This window comes from Domibacillus antri, from assembly GCF_001936625.1.
GTDB classification, from domain to species: Bacteria; Bacillota; Bacilli; order Bacillales; family Domibacillaceae; genus Domibacillus; species Domibacillus antri.
This window is the reverse complement of sequence record NZ_MSDU01000017.1, coordinates 77,833-95,282: the sequence shown is the minus strand read 5'-3', so window position 1 is coordinate 95,282 and position 17,450 is coordinate 77,833. Positions and strand designations below refer to the sequence as shown.

The following is a 17,450-nucleotide window of genomic DNA, read 5'->3' as shown; positions in this document are numbered from 1 at the left end:
GAGATTACTGGTTCGAGCCCAGTCGGAATCATACTTTAACAGAAGCCTGTATTCCTTGTATATCAAGGGATACAGGTCCTCTTATTACGTCCTGTGAGTCATTTGCTCACGGGATATGCTGCGCTGATATTTCATGACATCCTCAAAGATTTCCGCTACATCTACTTGATTCATTGGTATAAGATGAGCGTATATTTCCAATGTCACTCGTGGATTCGCATGTCCTAGTTGAGCAGATACTCAGCCTAAGCCAATGAACTGTGGAGGTTGAATGCGGGAAAGCTTTTTTCGTGAAATAAGTTTGGGGCAGAAAATGGACAGTGTTTTTGAGAAATCAAAGTACTGCTTTTTCTCTTAGTCAACGCTGCAGGCTATTTTTATGGCAAGCATGATTCGTGGAGATGTACTTAAATTCATAGTGCCCTAGCAATGGCACCACTGGAGGTGAACGACTACGTAGTCGTTCACGAAATGTGTCATATGCTCCATCTAAATCACGATCGATCCTTTTGGCGCCTTGTTGGAAAAATAATACCTGATTATAAGGAACTAGAAAACTGGTTAGCATTATCAAGTTGGAAAATGACTGTTTAGCAGTAGCCATCTTTGGAAACATTGCTATTGCATCACGCGTGTTGATTATGAATAATCTTCCATAAATAAACGCCAAAAAAGAGATGCCTTCTTGTAAAATGTAAGTACGACCAAACATTTACGTGAAGAGGCATCCCTAATGAACGCATATCTACCCGGTATTATTGGGTTTTTATGTTTTTAGCCAAAATAGGAATGATGTGGATTAAATGGTATTAAGAGTAGGTGGAATGGCTACGGGAATGGATACGGAGAGCATCGTTAAATCGTTAATGGATGCGGAGCGTATTCCGTTAATGAAAATGGAAAGAGAGAAGCAAACGTTAGAGTGGAAACAGGACGATTATCGTGAAATGAACATTAAATTGAAAAATCTTTTCGATAGTGCTGATCCGCTCAGATTGGAGGGTACTTTCAAAGTTTCAGCACCTCCGACAGATCTGGAAGTAGACGGAATTATTGCTAAAATTAAGAAATTTGTTGACACGTATAACGAAGTAACCGTTTCTATCAATGGAAAAATAAACGAAGATCGTTATGCTGATTATCAACCGCTTACCAATGATCAAAGAGATGCCATGAGTGATAAACAAGCAGAGCGTTGGGATGCGAAAGCGAGAAGCGGGATGCTAAAAAATGATTCGATGCTGCGTGGTATTTTAACAGAGATGCGTTCTGAATTGAGTATTCCTCTAGCGGGAGCGACAAATACGAACTTCGATACTTTATCTGAAATCGGTATTTCGGTCAAAGGTTCGTACCAAGAAAACGGCAAACTGACATTAGACGAATCGAAGCTTTGTGCGGCGATAAAGTCAAATCCGGCTGAAGTAAAAGAGTTGTTTACAAAGGCAGGAACAACAACTGACGGTACTGGAATTGCAAAGCGTGTGCTGGACACATTAGGCGATTGCGAATTTCCTTTTCGAGCAGGGCATCCTGCCTGCCCTTCCGTACACGCGTCCGAAAACAAAGGAAGGCTTCATGCGAAAGAGCGAATACGCTTATGATGAATACTACAACTGCTATATCTGTCCGCAAGGAGAGATATGGCGCTACACAACAACCACGAAGGAAGGATACCGCCAGTACAAGTCTGATCCAATGGTGTGTGCGGGCTGTCCGCTGCTGGCACAGTGTACGCAAAGCCAGAGCTATCAGAAGATGATTCAGCGCCAACTGTGGGAGGACGACATTGAATACACCAGAAGTCAAAGAAATTTATGCGCGGCGCAAGGAAACGATCGAGCGGGTCTTTGCCGATGCGAAAGAAAAGCATGGCATGCGATGGACAACCCTAAGAGGGCTTAAAAAATTGCCCGTGCAGGCGATGCTGACTTTTGCTGCCATGAATTTGAAGAAGCTGGCCTGCTGGACATGGAAAGGTCCGACAGCGGCCTAAAATGAGGCATACGCATAGGATATAAAGGCCAAAAATAGATCTTTTCTATTCGTTTTGAGACCAGTTCCCAATAAAATCTCATAAAAAACTGAAAAGGGACCTGGAATGAGGCCATTCCAAGTCCCTTTTGTCTACAAGCTGGGCGGGATTTTTTACAGTCTCGCTTTTTTATTTTATAACAAGTTTTGTTTCAAGAGTGAAAACGAAACATCTATGTTAAGGTTCTTTTTTTGCTTTTTTATCAAGGTTGTTGCTATGAAAATTTACAAAGGGTAATGAATTATTGGATTTGTTATGAGGAAGAAAATGGAAATTAAGATGAAGTCAGCTTATATACCATCTCGATTATTATGTTGAAGGACTTTATCCGCGACAAATCTACCTGAATTCACATGGTTAAGGCTCGTGATGAGTATTGCCTTTGCTGCCAATGTGCTGTACGGAAGCTTGGAGCTGTTCTAACGGTGTATGAAAATCTCTTAACAGTGCAGTGTCGATTGTATATAAATTCCGGCCCGTTACCTGGAAATAATAAAGGGTCAAGCGGTCCGCCGACAAGGCTATTCCATCAGCACCTATTCTGATTGGCCTGTCTTTAAAGACCGGTTTATTGTCAATTTCAAAAACAAAGCCGGGAAAATCCTGCGTGCTGTAATGTCTGTCGAGTACACGCCGGAATTTTTTTGTCTTCATGTTATACACAATGATAGCGCCCGCAAGCGGATGATCAGGCCAGCCATTACAAAACTATTTTTATTATCCGCTGCTACATCATTTAAAAAGGAGGTCTGGTAGGGTGCGATTTCATTTGGTATTGTAATCGATTCCATTATTTTCTTTGTATTCAAGTCCCATATTACCAGCTTTTGTGACCCTTCCGGGGAAGGAGCATAGGCTATTTTTCCTTGATCCAGAATTCACATTCGGTTATGTTCATCAATTTCGTAGCCCAGCACAGATTGCAGGACGTTCACATCTCCTGCCTTGTTCCACTCCCAGCTTGGAAATGATCTAACAGCGGCTTACCATTCTTCATGACAATTCGATTCATCGTAGCAGTAATGCCATGAGCCCATCGCGGCACCGAAACATAATAGTCCCCTTGCTGATCCACCTTGATTCCAGCAGGCATCGCTCTTTTCCAATACTGATTTGCCTCAAACTGCTGATTCATGCTGCGATCAGGAAAATTCCAGTACAAATGGTTCCAATGAAAAATCATATGATACCGCCCTCTATTCAAACCCTGTTGAGAAAGGAGATCCCATTTATACGGCTGCGTGTATGAATTCATTTTATCACGATTTTGCCAATATGGAATTTGTTGATACATCGCTGGCGGGTATTGAAAAGGCTGAAACCGAACTTGCTGATAAGGGTTTTTTTATACAAATGGAGATATGGTTGATATGGCTGGCGGAAGTATGCATATGTCTGGGAAGGAATTTGTCTATATCGAACATAGTGATAATTGGATTGTTCATGCTGAGGATAAAAATGCCGTTGTTCATTTTTGGGGAACTCCTTTACACAAGATTCAATATCTTGCATGTAACACGGCCTCCCCCAGATTAGTGATGATCACCTGCTGTTATAGATTACTCCATAAAGGGAAAAGGGCGTGGGCAAGGACAATAGGTCGGGATGCTTTTACTTATTAGCGGGTTCAGTAAGTAAATGAATGAGGCAGAATCCACTTTGAGAATTGGTTTATAGGAGATGCTTTTTTTGAAATTCTTCCAAGGAGCAAAGAAGGCATGATTGCATGGGGTGTGAATCGGATGAGAAAAGAGCGAACCCTTGCTTGGGATTCGCTCTTTTCCTTTTATAAAAACGTCCGCTGCACTTTATGCCAGAATGAGTTGTTTTTCAGTTTAACCGTCTTGATAATCTTTCCAGACATCTCGACTTCGATGCTTTTTGTGTGCTGAATGCTCAGTGCTTCGTTGTCGAGTCCAATGATCGGGTAATCATTGCCATCCTGCACAATTTGAAGCGTTAATTTTCGGCTGTCACCTAAAATAAACGATGAACCGAGTGTACGGAACTGGTTATTATTAAGTGACGCAATTTCACTCACCTGCATACACGAAATGCGGGGATCGACCACAGCGCCGTTCAAAGAGCGGTTATAGGCGGTGCTGCCTGTCGGTGTCGAGACAACAATCCCGTCGCCGCGAAACGTCTCGAAATGCAAATCGTCAATAACCACGTCGATCACAAACGTTTTAATAATAGAAGAACGGACAGACAGTTCATTTAAACATTGAAAATGAGTATGTCCGTCTAAATGGACATCAATAACGGGATAGCGGCGCACCGAAACACCTGCCGTTTGAATCGCTTCGATCATTTCCTCTGTATCGTGAATGTGGAAGTCGCAGTATAAACTTGTTTCTTTTTCATCGGTTACCCCGACATACAAGCAGTCATCGCGGAACCCTGATTTGCGGACCGCCTGCAAAAACGCCCCGTCACCGCCAACCGCTACAATAATATTGGCGTCTTCAGACTTCGACACAATTTCAAATCCCTGCTCTTTCGCGATGTTTATTAATTTTTCAATAGCCGGCCATTTTGTCGGATCTTTTTTGTAAGAAAAAAACATATTCCGTCTCGTTTCCATCGAAAAAACTCCTTTTAACATACGTGATTATCCTCATTCTAATGGAAAAGACGGTAATTATCCACTTTCGAAATAAGTATCCTTTTTGAAAAATGATCATGGTATTTTTTTGAATTTTGTTCCTCTACAAAGCGGCTCATATGAAGAAAATAACCAGAGTCCATATAAATGAAATTGAACTGTTTATTTACGAATGAAATGGGAATAGTATTGTTAAAATGGGAATGAAAGGAGAGGAGAAAATGAAAACGGTCTTTGCTGAGTTAGTTTATGATGAAGCGAAGATCCCGGCTGACCTTCAATCATTATTGAAAGAAGCACTCCGTGGTCATGGAATCGAAGTGAGCGCATTGACGGATCATCAGCCGATCCGAACCGATGCGCCGTCGGAAGGAGGATCCGATAAAAAAGGCGGCGTTCAGGTACAATCGGATATTTTGTCAGCGGGGGCGGGCGGCATGGTTTCGCCTCAGAAAAGGTAAAGGACCGGTCTTTTTTTTCACAGGCCGTTTTTTTATATCAATTTTTCATAATATGGTAATGAAAAAAATAAAATGAAAAAGCAATTGTGACCGGTGTCGGTGTTGATGGACTTTCATCAGTCATGACGTTATAACAGCTTGAATGTACCATTTCTTCCATGTAAAAGGCCGGCAAGCATATCGCTTGCCGGCCTTTCTGGAATTTGTCGTCATTTGGAATGAAATCCATGGACGGAATAGTCGCTTCATTAGAAGGTAAGGTACGCATGAGGGGTTCCGGAATTGTTTGTTACGCTTCCATTGCCTGTTCGTTTTCCTGCTGTTTGCGCATCAAATAAAGCGTGAAGAGGTCTTTCGGTACTTCAAATAGATCAAACACAATCTCATCTTTATTCAGTTTGGCAAAGACATCCGGCCGTGTTTCGTTCGCCGGCACAGCATAGGGGAGTTTCTCCGCTGCTTTGCGTGAACGGACATTCACTTTGCGGATCGCCATATAAATGGATTCAATGCCCATTTCGTAAAATAATTCTTTGAAAAATTCTTTTTTTGCAGGCTCATTGTACCCCTTGCCGTGGTATGGCTTGCCTAGCCATGTGCCAAGATAGCCGGCATTGTCTTCGATGTCATAAAGGTTAATTGTGCCAATCGGATTTCCCCACTCGTCGAGAATGGTCCGTGAAATTAATTCGCCGCGCTCTTCCGATTCAATATTTTGCTTCGTGACAAACACAAATTCTTCATAAGATTTGGCTTTATGGCGCACAAAAGGGAAGACATCCGGGTGCGTCATTAAATCGAATAAAGCATGACTTTCATGAACATCGCGTTTCTTCAACATTATATTTCCCTCCTTTTTACACATTGAGGGCATAGCGGTTCATTATAGTCCGATTCGCCCTCGAAATTTTTTATAGAGTTCAACAAGACCGTCACAACTTCAGCCTGTCCACAAAAAATTCCGGGATGGGAATCGAACCCATTAGAACCGATTGAAGAAACCGGTGGCGCACCATTTGCCTTCCCATAAACAACTATCATTAAAATGTCGCTGTAACTTCATAATATAAAATTTTTACCCGTTTGAAAATAGGTTTTAAACATGAAAAGAAAATTTTTTCGACATTTTTTTGAAAGAATTAATTGAAAATGAATTTCATTATCGTATAATGCTATTGTGGAATTATAATTACATTTTAAGGAGACGACCATACGATGAAAAAACGGACTTTAACAGTTCTCATGTTAATGGCTGGATCAGTTTTAACAGCATGCGGAAATGAAGAGATAACTGAACCGGCTGAAACAACTACAGCCCCGGATCTTTCAAAAGTCACCAATGAATACCGCGACTATGCAATTGGTGAAATCAGTCTATTTGTTACTGAAACCGAAAAATTCGCCGAAGCAGTTAAAGTGGGTGACATTGAACTTGCAAAGGAACTATATGCACCAGCACGTGCCCATTATGAGCGGGCTGAGCCGATTGCAGAAGCCTTCGGAGATCTGGACCCGAAAATTGATGCGCGTGAAGGCGATATTCCAGCTGCGGAATGGGGCGGTTATCATCGTATTGAAAAAGGTTTATGGATCGATGGTACGACTGAAGGTTATGAAGAATATGCACAACAGCTGATCGATGATACAAAATTGCTTCGTGCGAAAGTCGAAACGGTCGACGTTACGCCAGATATGCTCGTAACTGGAGCGGTGGATTTATTAAACGAAGTATCGACTTCAAAAGTAAAAGGTGAAGAAGATCGCTACTCACATACGGACCTTTATGACTTTGCGGCAAACGTAGAAGGTGCAGAGAAAATTTTCAGACTGCTTCAGGGAGACCTTGAAAAAAAGGACGAAGCGCTGGCAGCTGAAATCAGTGTTCGTTTTGCAGATGTATACACACTTTTAAATAAACATAAAAAAGGAGACGGCTATACTCTGTATAACAACCTTTCGGAAACAGACGTAAAGGAATTAAGTCAATCCATTGATGCACTTGCAGAACCACTGTCGCAGCTTGGTATCGTAACGGAGGCGTTGTAATGTGAATGACTTTCTTAATAAAGAAGTGTCACGTCGTAATGTATTAAAAGCGGGCGGAATAGGAGCAGCGGGCCTGCTGATTGGCGCATCCGGTGCAGGGAGTCTGCTGACCTTTACTGCATCCGCAGATAAATCCAGTACTGGAATTGTTCCGTTTTATGGATCTTATCAAGCGGGTATTACAACAGATCCACAAAATCATTTGTATTTTGCGTCGCTTATATTGACAACAATGGATACCTCTGAAGTCAAACAGTTTTTAAAAGAGTGGACCAAAACCGCTGCCATGATGACGGAAGGAAAGTCTATTGGCAAAGCAGCAGAAAGCTTGCTCTTACCGCCTGATGATACGGGTGAGGCTTCCGGACTTGATGCATCTAATTTGACGGTTACATTCGGAGTGGGGCCTGGATTTTTTCAAAAACTAAATTTAACGTCTAAACAGCCAAAAGAATTGAAAGAATTGCCAAGTTTTTCGTTCGATGCACTTGAAGAAAAATGGTCAGGCGGGGATCTTTGCATTCAGGCATGTGCTGATGATCCTCAGGTGGCGTTTCATGCTGTTCGCAACCTTGTGCGGATTGCCCGTGGGAAAGTCCAATTAAAGTGGACACAAGCAGCTTTTCAGCGAACAAAACAGGCCGATACGAAAAGTGAAACGCCACGTAATTTATTTGGTTTTAAAGATGGAACCGGGAACCCTGATACCTCTAGTCATTCAGCGATGAATAACCATGTCTGGGTGCAGAATGGCTGGATGACAGGAGGCACCTACATGGTAGTGCGCCGAGTGCAAATGTTTATCGAGGTATGGGACCGGACGGCGCTGGGCGAACAGGAAGCTACCTTTGGACGTCATCGAGATACTGGTGCACCAATTGGAAGTGAAAATGAATTTGACCCAGTTGATGTGAACAAAAAGGATGTGAATGGAAATAAACTCATTCCAGCGAATTCACATACTGCTCTTGCACATGGGGATGGCAAGAAGAAGATTCTCCGTCGGTCATATTCTTATGCGGACGGACTTGACACAAAAACAGGCAGCTTTGATGCAGGACTTTTATTTATCAGTTTCCAAAAAAGCATTTCCGATCAGTTTATTCCGATTCAAACACGTCTTGCGAACAATGATAAATTAAATGAGTATACGATTCATCGGGGAAGTGCCGTTTTTGCCTGCCTGCCAGGTGTGAAAAAAGGAGGTTATTTAGGTGAAACGTTATTTTATTAACCTCCTTTTTATAATGATCATTATATGCACTTTGATTGCGGCGAGTGCCAGTGCAAACACGAATATTGATCATTTATTTGTACCAGTTGGTGATGCGATTATGAAAGCGAAAGACGGCAATCTTGAATCGGTTCAGGAAAACATGACATCTTTTGAATCGGAGTGGAGATTGATAAATGGACATTCAGAATCTGTTGAAGAAGCATTCAAGTCCGTTCAACAGTCCCTTGCTGAAAAAAATGTAAATGATGTACAGAAAGCATTATCATTGCTTTCAGAAGCACTCGTTTCTTATGATGAAAAACTGAATCCGGTTGATCAGTCAGCTGAATTGGAAAAAGTAAGGTCTTTGTTGCCAATGATTGATGAGATCAGGCGTTTAGAAGTGAATGAATGGACATACCAATATTTAGAAAAAAAGTGGACGTCAGTCGAAAAAATTGTTCGTGCTGAAAGTATCGCTTCATACGGAGATATTGAAGCGAAAATGGCGCTTTTACGGATTGCTGTCGTGAAAGAACCGGCCAGTCCCCTTGAGGTAAGTGGAGCACTTGATGCGTTAAAAATGGCTGTGCAGCAATTTTTAGATGGAAATACAAGTGCAGCACCTGCGAAAGACTCTTCACTTGCTGATTATTTGGCTTTACTGAAAGATGCAGAAGAAGAGGCACGTGCTGGAAATAGCGAGACAGCAGTAATAAAATTAACAGAAGCACTGTTGGTGTGGCCGGCAGTGGAAGGATCCGTACAGGTGAAGGATACCGCATTATATGCCGATGTGGAAATAATCATTCCGGAGGCAGCCGGTATACTCTCGTCTGCCGATGGTGATGCTGTGAAAGCAGCGGATCTCATTGCCGGCATTGCCGAGCGTATTGAGCCGCTGACAGCAGCGACATCATACACATGGTGGGACGCTGCACTTATTCTGCTTAGGGAAGGACTTGAAGCGGTCATCATCATTTCAGCGCTTATTGCGTTCTTATCCAAAACAGGTCAGCGTGCGGCAAAAAAATGGATCTGGATTGGTGCTGCTGCCGGTATTGGTGCGAGCATTTTGATGGCGGTTGTTCTCAATCAACTTTTCAATGGTCTGTCAGGTGCTGCAGGCCGCGAATATATTGAAGGCTTTGCTGGCATTACCGCTGTTGTGATGATGATTGGCGTCGGCATGTGGCTGCACGGAAAGGCCAATGTGAAAAAATGGAATCGCCTTGTGAATGATTCAATGGCTGCAGCCGCCGCATCAGGAAGCATCGTATCCTTTGTGGCAATTAGTTTCTTGTCCGTTTTTAGAGAAGGAGCAGAAACCATCATTTTTTATGCAGGAATGGCACCGAATATGAGTGTCAGCGCTCTGTTGATCGGCGTTTTTTCAGCGATCACCGTCATCATGATATTCGGTCTGTTTATGATGAAATTCAGCGTCAAAATTCCACTTCGGTCGTTTTTTATTAGTGCAGCACTGTTAATTTACGTGCTTGCATTTAAAATTTTAGGGAAAAGTATACATGCACTTCAGGTGGCCGGCGCTGTTGAAATTCATCCAACAAATATCGTTCCATTTATCGATGAAGTCGGTTTATATCCAACAATTGAAACGGTCGTGCCTCAGCTGCTGTTACTCGGATTGATTGCCGGGACTGCCATTAGGATGAAAAAACAAAAATCACTTGCTTGACACAGACATCAAAAAAAGTTCATAATAAATGCAACATTCGAATACTACCTTTCCGGGGCAGGGTGCAACTCCCGACCGGCGGTGATGGGCAGCAGCCCTCAGTCCGTGACCCGCATATATGCGGTGGATCCGGTGTAATTCCGGAGCCGACAGTGAAAGTCTGGATGGGAGGAAAGGACGAGACGCGTTTTGTGATTTTTTAATCATGAATAAACGTTTTTTTCTTGATGCAAAAAAGCAGGGGCCCCGTATTGTCGATCAATGCAGGGTCCCTTTTTGTTTGTCATTCATGTTATCGGCGGAATATTTTTAAAAAAGGAGAGTGCTCATGCAGGAAGAATATTACATGGAGCTGGCTCTGTCACTTGCAAAAGGCGCCGCCTATCAAACGTCACCCAATCCACCGGTTGGCGCTGTCGTCGTCAAAGACGGCCGGGTGATCGGCATGGGCGCCCATTTAAAAGCCGGTGAAGCCCATGCGGAAGTAACGGCGCTGGCTCAGGCTGGAGCTGATGCGGAAGGCGCCGATATTTATGTCACACTTGAACCGTGTGCCCACTTCGGGAAAACGCCGCCGTGTGCAGATCTTGTCATTGAAAAAGGCATACGCCGTGTGTTCATTGCCGCGGTCGACCCAAATCCGCTTGTAGGCGGAAAAGGGATCGAAAAAATACGCGCAGCCGGCATTGAAGTGACAACCGGCATTTGTGAAAAAGAAGCCATCGCCTTATTAACACCTTTTTTTCATTTTATTCAAACGAAACGTCCATATGTAACGATTAAAACTGCTGTCACCGCCGATGGCAAAACGGCTGCCCACACAGGACACAGCCGCTGGATTACAAGCGACGCTGCACGGGAAGATGTGCATCTACTGCGCTCGCAAAATGATGCTATTTTAACAGGCATCGGAACCGTCTTGCTCGATAACCCGCTCCTCACCTCCCGTCTGCCCCGCGGAGGAAAAAATCCCATTCGGGTGCTGCTGGATACGCATTTACGCGTGCCGGTGGATTTCCACATTATTCAAAACAAAGAAGCGAAAACGATTATTTTTTGTGCAATTGATGCACAGACAAAAAAACAGCGTGCGCTTGAAGACGAAGGTGTCACGGTAATACGCCTTCCTCATATGTCGGTAGATACAGTGCTCAACGAACTCGGTAAAATGGGGATCATGACGCTGCTTGTTGAAGCGGGTGCGGAAATCAATGCTTCCTTTTTAGATGCCGGCACATTTAACAAATTGATTATGTATATGGCACCGAAACTTATTGGAGGCAAGTCTGCCCCGTCCTCATTTGGCGGTCTTGGTGGCTCAGTAATGGATGAAGCACTGGCCATCGACTTTACGTCGGTCGAAATGATCGGACCTGATTTGAAAATTGTCGCCGAAAGAAGGGGATTCTAAATGTTTACAGGCATTATAGAAGAAGTCGGTAAAATCGAGCGAATTGTCCGCGGCGGCAAGTCGCTCCAATTAACGATTGCCGCCAAAAAAGTGTTAGCGGATGTGCAGCTCGGCGACAGTATTTCCGTTAATGGTGTCTGCTTAACCGTCATCACTTTTACCAAAACGCATTTTTCGGCAGATGTCATGCCGGAAACGTTTAAAACAACATCATTATCCGCTCTGACTCCAGGTGCATCGGTTAATTTGGAGCGGGCGATGGCCGCAAATGGCCGGTTTGGTGGGCATTTCGTCTCCGGCCATGTAGACGGTGTGGGTCATATTACCTCAAAGCAGCAGGAGGAAAATGCTCTATATATTACCATTTCTTATCCGGAGCATCTCGGCCGCTATTTTCTATATAAAGGGTCCGTTGCACTTGATGGAACATCTCTTACCTTATTTGGTGTAACCGATCATGATTTGACCGTGTCGCTTATTCCGCATACGCGGGACGAAACGGTGCTTGCCTCAAAAGGCGTTGGTGATCCGGTTAATATTGAGTGTGATATGCTGGCGAAATATGTCGGGAATATGCTGGAGAAAAAAGAAGCGCCATCAAAAGGTGTCACGATGGATTTACTTAAAGAAAACGGCTATTTATAAGGGGGAAACACCATGTTTTCAGACATCGAATCAGCCATTGAAGATTTGAAGCAAGGAAAAATGATCATCGTCGTCGATGATGAGGACCGTGAAAATGAAGGAGACCTTGTCGGGATTGCTGAATTCGCGGATGGTGCCATGATTAATTTTATGGCGAAAGAGGGCCGCGGTTTAATTTGCGTTCCAGTGGAAGAACATATTGCGAAACGCCTTCACCTGCATGCGATGGTTGATCAAAATACAGACAGTCACGGAACCGCCTTTACAGTGAGCGTTGATCACGTGTCCACCACAACAGGTATCAGTGCCTTTGAACGGGCGGATACAGTCCGCGCGTTGGTTGATGAACAATCTGTCCCCTCTGATTTTAAACGGCCGGGTCATATCTTTCCCCTCATTGCCAAAAGCGGAGGTGTCTTGCGCCGGACAGGTCATACGGAAGCAGCCGTTGATTTAGCCAAGCTCGCTGGTGCAAAACCGGCTGGAGTCATTTGCGAAATTATGAATGAAGACGGTACGATGGCACGGCTGCCCGAGCTTGAAAAAATGGCTCAAAAACATGGTCTGAAAATTATTACCATCGAACAGCTTGTTGCCTATCGGCGCAGGCATGAATCCCTTATTCGCCGTGAAGCCGATATTCATCTGCCGACGGACTTTGGAAAGTTTCGGGCAGTCGGCTATGAAGAGGAGCTGACCGGACAAGAACATATTGCCATTGTTAAAGGTGATATTTCCGGTGATGAACCTGTGCTCGTTCGAGTACATTCGGAATGTTTAACAGGAGACATATTCGGTTCACACCGCTGCGACTGCGGACCGCAGCTTCATGCGGCACTCCGCCAAATTGAAGAAGAAGGCCGGGGCGTGCTGTTGTACATGCGGCAGGAAGGCCGGGGGATTGGCCTCATTAACAAACTGAAGGCGTATGAACTTCAGGAGCAGGGCTACGACACGGTTGAAGCGAACGTGAAGCTCGGCTTTAAAGATGACTTGCGCGATTACGGCATCGGTGCTCAAATTTTACAGGACCTCGGTATTTCAAAAATGAAGCTATTAACAAACAATCCGCGGAAAATTACCGGATTAAAAGGGTACGGCATCGACATCATCGAGCGTGTGCCGATTGAAATGCCGCCCAATGAAGATAACCGAAACTATTTAAAAACAAAAATATCAAAGCTCGGCCATATTTTAAACATAACAGAAGGAGAGAGATAAACATGGGAAAAACATTTGAAGGACATTTAATAGGAAAAGGATTAAAAGTAGGGATCGTTGCAGGGCGTTTTAACGATTTTATAACTGATAAGCTTGTCAGCGGTGCAGAAGATGCATTTGTTCGTCATGGCGTTGAAGTTAATGATATTGATATCGCCTGGGTACCGGGGGCATTTGAATTGCCGATTGTGGCAAAGAAAATGGCTGAGAGCGGTAAATATGATGCTGTTATTACACTGGGCGCTGTTATTCGCGGTGCAACGGCCCATTTTGACTATGTTTGCAATGAAGCGGCGAAAGGCATTGCACAGGCAGGACTTCAAACAGGCGTACCGGTTATTTTTGGCTTACTGACGACTGATACAATTGAGCAGTCGATTGAGCGTGCCGGCACGAAAGCGGGAAATAAAGGCTGGGAATCAGCTGTCTCTGCAATCGAAATGGCCAACTTGCTTCGTTCATTCGACGCGTGATTTATTCCGGCCGTGACCGTGAGACGATTGCATGAAAGGAACCATTAGCAGATCCAGCCGGTTTTTGCGGTCGTGAATCTCATTGCGGAGCATTTACTTTTAATGACGATGGTTTATTAAGCTGTCCGGCGATGCCGGCAGCTTTTTTGGTACACGGGATGAAGCAGGCGGCTCGTGAAAATCATCGAATACGAAAGGTTCGAAAAAGGGGATGGATCTGCTATAATGATCGTAAATAGATGTAGTGAAAGAGGCGATTGTGTTGGAATTGAAGTTGATTAAAGGCCATGGATCAGGCAACGATTTTTTATTGATTGATGAATGGACATATGGCTATATATTTACAGAAGAGAACCGCCATGACCTGGCCCTTGCGCTTTGTAACCGCGAAACAGGCATCGGTGCAGACGGCATCGTTTTTGTCATGGAAAGCAAGCATGCGGATGCCAAAATGCGCATTTTTAATTCAGACGGTTCCGAAGCATCTATGTGCGGCAATGGGCTTCGTTTGCACGGACGCTACGTGCTGGATAAATTGAGACGGGATGAAATTTTAGTAGAGACCAATAAAGCCGATTTATATGTGAAGCGCGATGGAGAAGTCTATGAAGGAGTTCCCGCGTATCGCGTGGAAATCTCACCCGTTTTGTTCGATCTTGATGCGCTTCCGATGACAATTGGCAAAGACCGCCTGTTTAATGAAATCGTACCGGAATTATCTGATGACATTCGTTTTTCTGCTGTTGCGGTGCCGAATCCACATTTGATTGCGGTCGGAGGACGGGATTTAATCGCTTCCGGCGAGCAGAAACGCATTGCGGAAATGCTGAACGGTGAAAATCAAATCACTCCGGACGGTGTCAATGTCAGCTTTGTTCACCCGATTCAAAAAGGGATTATTTATGTACGCACATTTGAGCGCGGCGTCGGTTTTACAAACGCCTGTGGTACAGCGATGTCGGCGTCAACATTGACCACTTGCCAGCTTGGTCTGAATGAACTGGAGGAGCCGGTTGTAGTGTATAATAATGGCGGAAAAGTACGCTGCGAAGTGCATCAGCATGAGACAGGCCGCTATTCTATTGACCTCATTGGAAATGGCACGTATATGTTCGAAGCGGTCGTTCAGTTAGATCTTGACACTCCGGGTCATTTTCAGCTGAAAGATCAAAAAGCATTTACTGAACAGACAGCTTACGGTCAATTACGTAAAGAAGTGGAATTATATTTGAGCGAAAACGTATTTTAATCCAGGAGACTTTCCTGGATTTTTTTATGATAGTATGCAAATGTTACTGTGGAGAAAGGAAGATGGTGCTTGAAGAAAAGAAAATGGAGGCCGTATGCGTATTATAGCTCCCTCTTTACATTTCTGCTTTTTTTTACGTGGATGTTTTTTGAAGTGGTCGATGCGCTTAAGAAAAACGAAATAGCCGCGTTTGATATGGCTGTCATAACCGAAGTACAGTCCTGGGTCAATGAAGGCCGGACTGCCCGCATGGTGATGATCACGGATCTGGCTTCCGTTCTGTTTTTAACCGCTGCAACGGCCGTCATTGCGCTTTTTTTAATCATCCGCAAAAGATACGGATGGGCGCTGTTTTTTATTTTCGCCAATGCAGTTGGAGGCTTATTTAATGGATTGCTGAAAGAATTGTTCAAACGGCAGCGTCCGGATATTCTGCCGCTGATCGAACAGGGAGGCTACAGCTTTCCGAGCGGACATTCAATGGGCTCGTTTATTTTTTACGGTGCGCTTTCATTTATGCTATTCCGTCTGTTAAAAGGAAAATGGAAAAAAATGATCGGCGCTGCCGCCGCAGGGTGTATGATTATTTTAGTAGGATTAACACGTATTTATCTGGGCGTCCATTATCCGAGTGATGTGATCGCCGGTTTTTCGATCGGTGCCGCATGGCTGCTTTTTTGTATTATGATGTTTCATTTTAGTGAATATAAATGGAATCGTCGTCTCAAAAAGGCTTCTTCATAGAGGAAGTCTTTTTAAGTATATTGATTGACAGATAAAACTGAAAAAGTTACATTGTTAATGTAAGCGCTTTATATCATGATTCCAGCTCCACGGTACATATTCAAAATCGAAAGGGGAATGGTCAATGATTTACGCAAATCCAGGTCAGGAAGGTTCAAAAGTTACATTTAAGAAGAAGTATGGCAACTATATTAACGGTGAATGGACGGCGCCGCTTGGTGGACAATACTTTGAAAATGTCACACCGGTCACAGGCAAAGTGTTTTGTGAGGTAGCCCGCTCTCAGGCGGAAGATATTGAACTTGCGCTGGATGCCGCTCATGCAGCAAAAGACGCGTGGGGGAAAACGTCCGCTGCACACCGTGCGAATATTTTAAATAAAATCGCTGATCGTATTGAAGAAAATTTAGAAATGCTGGCGGTTGCCGAAACGTGGGATAACGGCAAAGCGGTACGCGAAACACTGAACGCCGATTTGCCGCTTGCGATCGATCATTTCCGTTACTTTGCCGGCGCGATTCGCGCACAGGAAGGATCATTAAGCCAGATTGACGATGATACAGTAGCCTACCATTTTCATGAACCGCTCGGTGTTGTCGGACAAATTATTCCGTGGAACTTCCCGATTTTAATGGGTGTGTGGAAGCTCGCGCCGGCGCTCGCAGCAGGAAACTGTGTTGTTTTAAAGCCTGCTGAACAGACTCCCGCGTCGATCCTTGTCCTAATGGAACTGATTCAAGACCTGCTGCCGCCGGGTGTCGTCAATATCGTCAATGGTTTCGGTTTGGAAGCAGGAAAACCGCTGGCGTCTAATAAGAGAATTGCGAAAATTGCCTTCACCGGAGAAACGACGACTGGCCGCCTCATTATGCAGTATGCGTCGCAAAACTTAATACCGGTGACACTTGAGCTTGGCGGAAAATCACCGAATATTTTCTTTGATGATATTATGGAAAAAGACGATGCGTTCCTGAATAAAGCGGTTGAAGGGTTTGTCATGTTCGCCTTAAATCAGGGCGAGGTTTGTACATGCCCGTCCCGCGCGCTCATTCAAGAAAACATTTATGATCAGTTTATGGAGCGGGCGATCGAGCGTGTCAAAGCCATTAAAACAGGCAATCCGCTTGATACCGATACGATGATGGGCGCACAGGCATCGAACGAACAAATGGAAAAAATTCTCTCGTATCTGGATATCGGAAAACAGGAAGGTGCTGAATGTTTAACGGGTGGAGAGAGAAATACCATCCAAGGGTTGGAAAACGGTTACTACATCAAACCGACTGTTTTTAAAGGAAACAACAAAATGCGCATTTTCCAGGAAGAAATTTTCGGTCCGGTCGTGTCAGTTACAACGTTTAAAGACGAAGCGGAAGCACTTGAGATTGCGAACGATACACTGTACGGACTCGGTGCCGGTGTCTGGTCACGTCATGCCAATCGCATGTACCGGTTTGGCCGAGGCATTCAGGCGGGCCGGGTGTGGACAAACTGCTATCATCAATACCCGGCTCATGCGGCTTTTGGCGGTTATAAAATGTCTGGTGTCGGCCGTGAAAATCATTTAATGATGCTTAATCATTATCAGCAGACGAAAAATCTGCTTGTCAGCTACTCGGAAGACGCACTTGGCTTCTTTTAA

Annotated in this window: 15 protein-coding genes, 3 pseudogenes and 1 riboswitch; of the genes and pseudogenes, 14 read left to right on the top strand and 4 right to left on the bottom strand. The window is 44.2% G+C overall.

What is annotated here, in order from left to right; genetic code table 11:
- Positions 1-423: 423 nt before the first annotated feature.
- The 3 genes and pseudogenes from BTO30_RS09460 to BTO30_RS17005 form a co-directional block, all read left to right on the top strand.
- Positions 424-594 (top strand): annotated as a pseudogene (locus BTO30_RS09460) (M48 metallopeptidase family protein); the annotation flags it as partial.
- Positions 595-803: 209 nt separating this feature from the next.
- The gene (gene fliD / locus BTO30_RS09455) at positions 804-1,604 is read left to right on the top strand and encodes a flagellar filament capping protein FliD (RefSeq protein ID WP_083632355.1); all 801 of its coding nucleotides are present in this window, start codon (positions 804-806) and stop codon (positions 1,602-1,604) included.
- Positions 1,504-1,996 (top strand): annotated as a pseudogene (locus BTO30_RS17005) (transposase); the annotation flags it as partial. The gene fliD and the pseudogene BTO30_RS17005, both read left to right, overlap by 101 nt.
- 411 nt (positions 1,997-2,407) lie before the next feature.
- Here the strand turns inward: BTO30_RS17005 and BTO30_RS16845 are convergent.
- The 3 genes and pseudogenes from BTO30_RS16845 to BTO30_RS09430 all read right to left on the bottom strand — a co-directional run.
- A pseudogene (locus BTO30_RS16845) lies at positions 2,408-3,218 on the bottom strand (L-dopachrome tautomerase-related protein); the annotation flags it as partial.
- 76 nt (positions 3,219-3,294) lie between these two features.
- Entirely contained in the window at positions 3,295-3,507 is a 213-nt protein-coding gene (locus BTO30_RS17000) for a hypothetical protein (protein ID WP_143331935.1), read from the bottom strand.
- Between the two features lie 314 nt (positions 3,508-3,821).
- Complete coding sequence (locus BTO30_RS09430; RefSeq protein ID WP_075398472.1) at positions 3,822-4,622, bottom strand: NAD kinase; 801 nt, start codon at positions 4,620-4,622, stop codon at positions 3,822-3,824.
- Between the two features lie 242 nt (positions 4,623-4,864).
- On the opposite strand from BTO30_RS09430, the gene BTO30_RS09425 reads away from it, so the two are divergent.
- Positions 4,865-5,104, top strand: coding sequence for a hypothetical protein (locus tag BTO30_RS09425; RefSeq protein WP_075398471.1), 240 nt, complete (start codon positions 4,865-4,867; stop codon positions 5,102-5,104).
- A 289-nt stretch (positions 5,105-5,393) separates the two neighbouring features.
- On the opposite strand, the gene BTO30_RS09415 is transcribed toward BTO30_RS09425, so the two are convergent.
- Positions 5,394-5,945: a GNAT family N-acetyltransferase gene (locus BTO30_RS09415; RefSeq protein WP_075398469.1), complete on the bottom strand. Its 552-nt coding sequence runs from the start codon at positions 5,943-5,945 to the stop codon at positions 5,394-5,396.
- A 374-nt stretch (positions 5,946-6,319) separates the two neighbouring features.
- Here BTO30_RS09415 and efeO point away from each other — a divergent pair, with 374 nt between their 5' ends.
- The 10 genes from efeO to adh all read left to right on the top strand — a co-directional run bounded on the left by efeO (position 6,320) and on the right by adh (position 17,450).
- Positions 6,320-7,150 (top strand): iron uptake system protein EfeO, encoded by an 831-nt coding sequence (gene efeO / locus BTO30_RS09410; RefSeq protein WP_075398468.1) that lies wholly within the window; start codon positions 6,320-6,322, stop codon positions 7,148-7,150.
- A 1-nt stretch (position 7,151) separates the two neighbouring features.
- The gene (gene efeB, locus BTO30_RS09405; RefSeq protein WP_083632354.1) at positions 7,152-8,384 is read left to right on the top strand and encodes an iron uptake transporter deferrochelatase/peroxidase subunit; all 1,233 of its coding nucleotides are present in this window, start codon (positions 7,152-7,154) and stop codon (positions 8,382-8,384) included.
- Complete coding sequence (locus BTO30_RS09400) at positions 8,365-10,065, top strand: FTR1 family iron permease (RefSeq protein WP_075398467.1); 1,701 nt, start codon at positions 8,365-8,367, stop codon at positions 10,063-10,065. Before efeB ends, BTO30_RS09400 begins: the two co-directional genes overlap by 20 nt.
- A gap of 44 nt (positions 10,066-10,109) precedes the next feature.
- A riboswitch (FMN riboswitch) is annotated at positions 10,110-10,245 on the top strand.
- 148 nt (positions 10,246-10,393) lie between these two features.
- A complete protein-coding gene (gene ribD, locus BTO30_RS09395; RefSeq protein ID WP_075398466.1) occupies positions 10,394-11,476 on the top strand; it encodes a bifunctional diaminohydroxyphosphoribosylaminopyrimidine deaminase/5-amino-6-(5-phosphoribosylamino)uracil reductase RibD in 1,083 nt (360 codons plus the stop codon).
- Entirely contained in the window at positions 11,477-12,121 is a 645-nt protein-coding gene (gene ribE, locus BTO30_RS09390; RefSeq protein WP_075398465.1) for a riboflavin synthase, read from the top strand. It begins immediately after the preceding gene.
- 12 nt (positions 12,122-12,133) lie between these two features.
- Positions 12,134-13,342: a bifunctional 3,4-dihydroxy-2-butanone-4-phosphate synthase/GTP cyclohydrolase II gene (locus BTO30_RS09385; protein WP_075398464.1), complete on the top strand. Its 1,209-nt coding sequence runs from the start codon at positions 12,134-12,136 to the stop codon at positions 13,340-13,342.
- A gap of 2 nt (positions 13,343-13,344) precedes the next feature.
- Positions 13,345-13,815 (top strand): 6,7-dimethyl-8-ribityllumazine synthase, encoded by a 471-nt coding sequence (gene ribH / locus BTO30_RS09380; protein WP_075398463.1) that lies wholly within the window; start codon positions 13,345-13,347, stop codon positions 13,813-13,815.
- A gap of 262 nt (positions 13,816-14,077) precedes the next feature.
- Positions 14,078-15,064 carry a diaminopimelate epimerase gene (gene dapF / locus BTO30_RS09375; RefSeq protein WP_075398462.1) on the top strand — a complete coding sequence of 329 codons (987 nt, stop codon included), beginning with the start codon at positions 14,078-14,080 and terminating at the stop codon, positions 15,062-15,064.
- A 69-nt stretch (positions 15,065-15,133) separates the two neighbouring features.
- Complete coding sequence (locus BTO30_RS09370; RefSeq protein ID WP_075398461.1) at positions 15,134-15,808, top strand: phosphatase PAP2 family protein; 675 nt, start codon at positions 15,134-15,136, stop codon at positions 15,806-15,808.
- A gap of 124 nt (positions 15,809-15,932) precedes the next feature.
- A complete protein-coding gene (adh, locus tag BTO30_RS09365) occupies positions 15,933-17,450 on the top strand; it encodes an aldehyde dehydrogenase (protein WP_075398460.1) in 1,518 nt (505 codons plus the stop codon).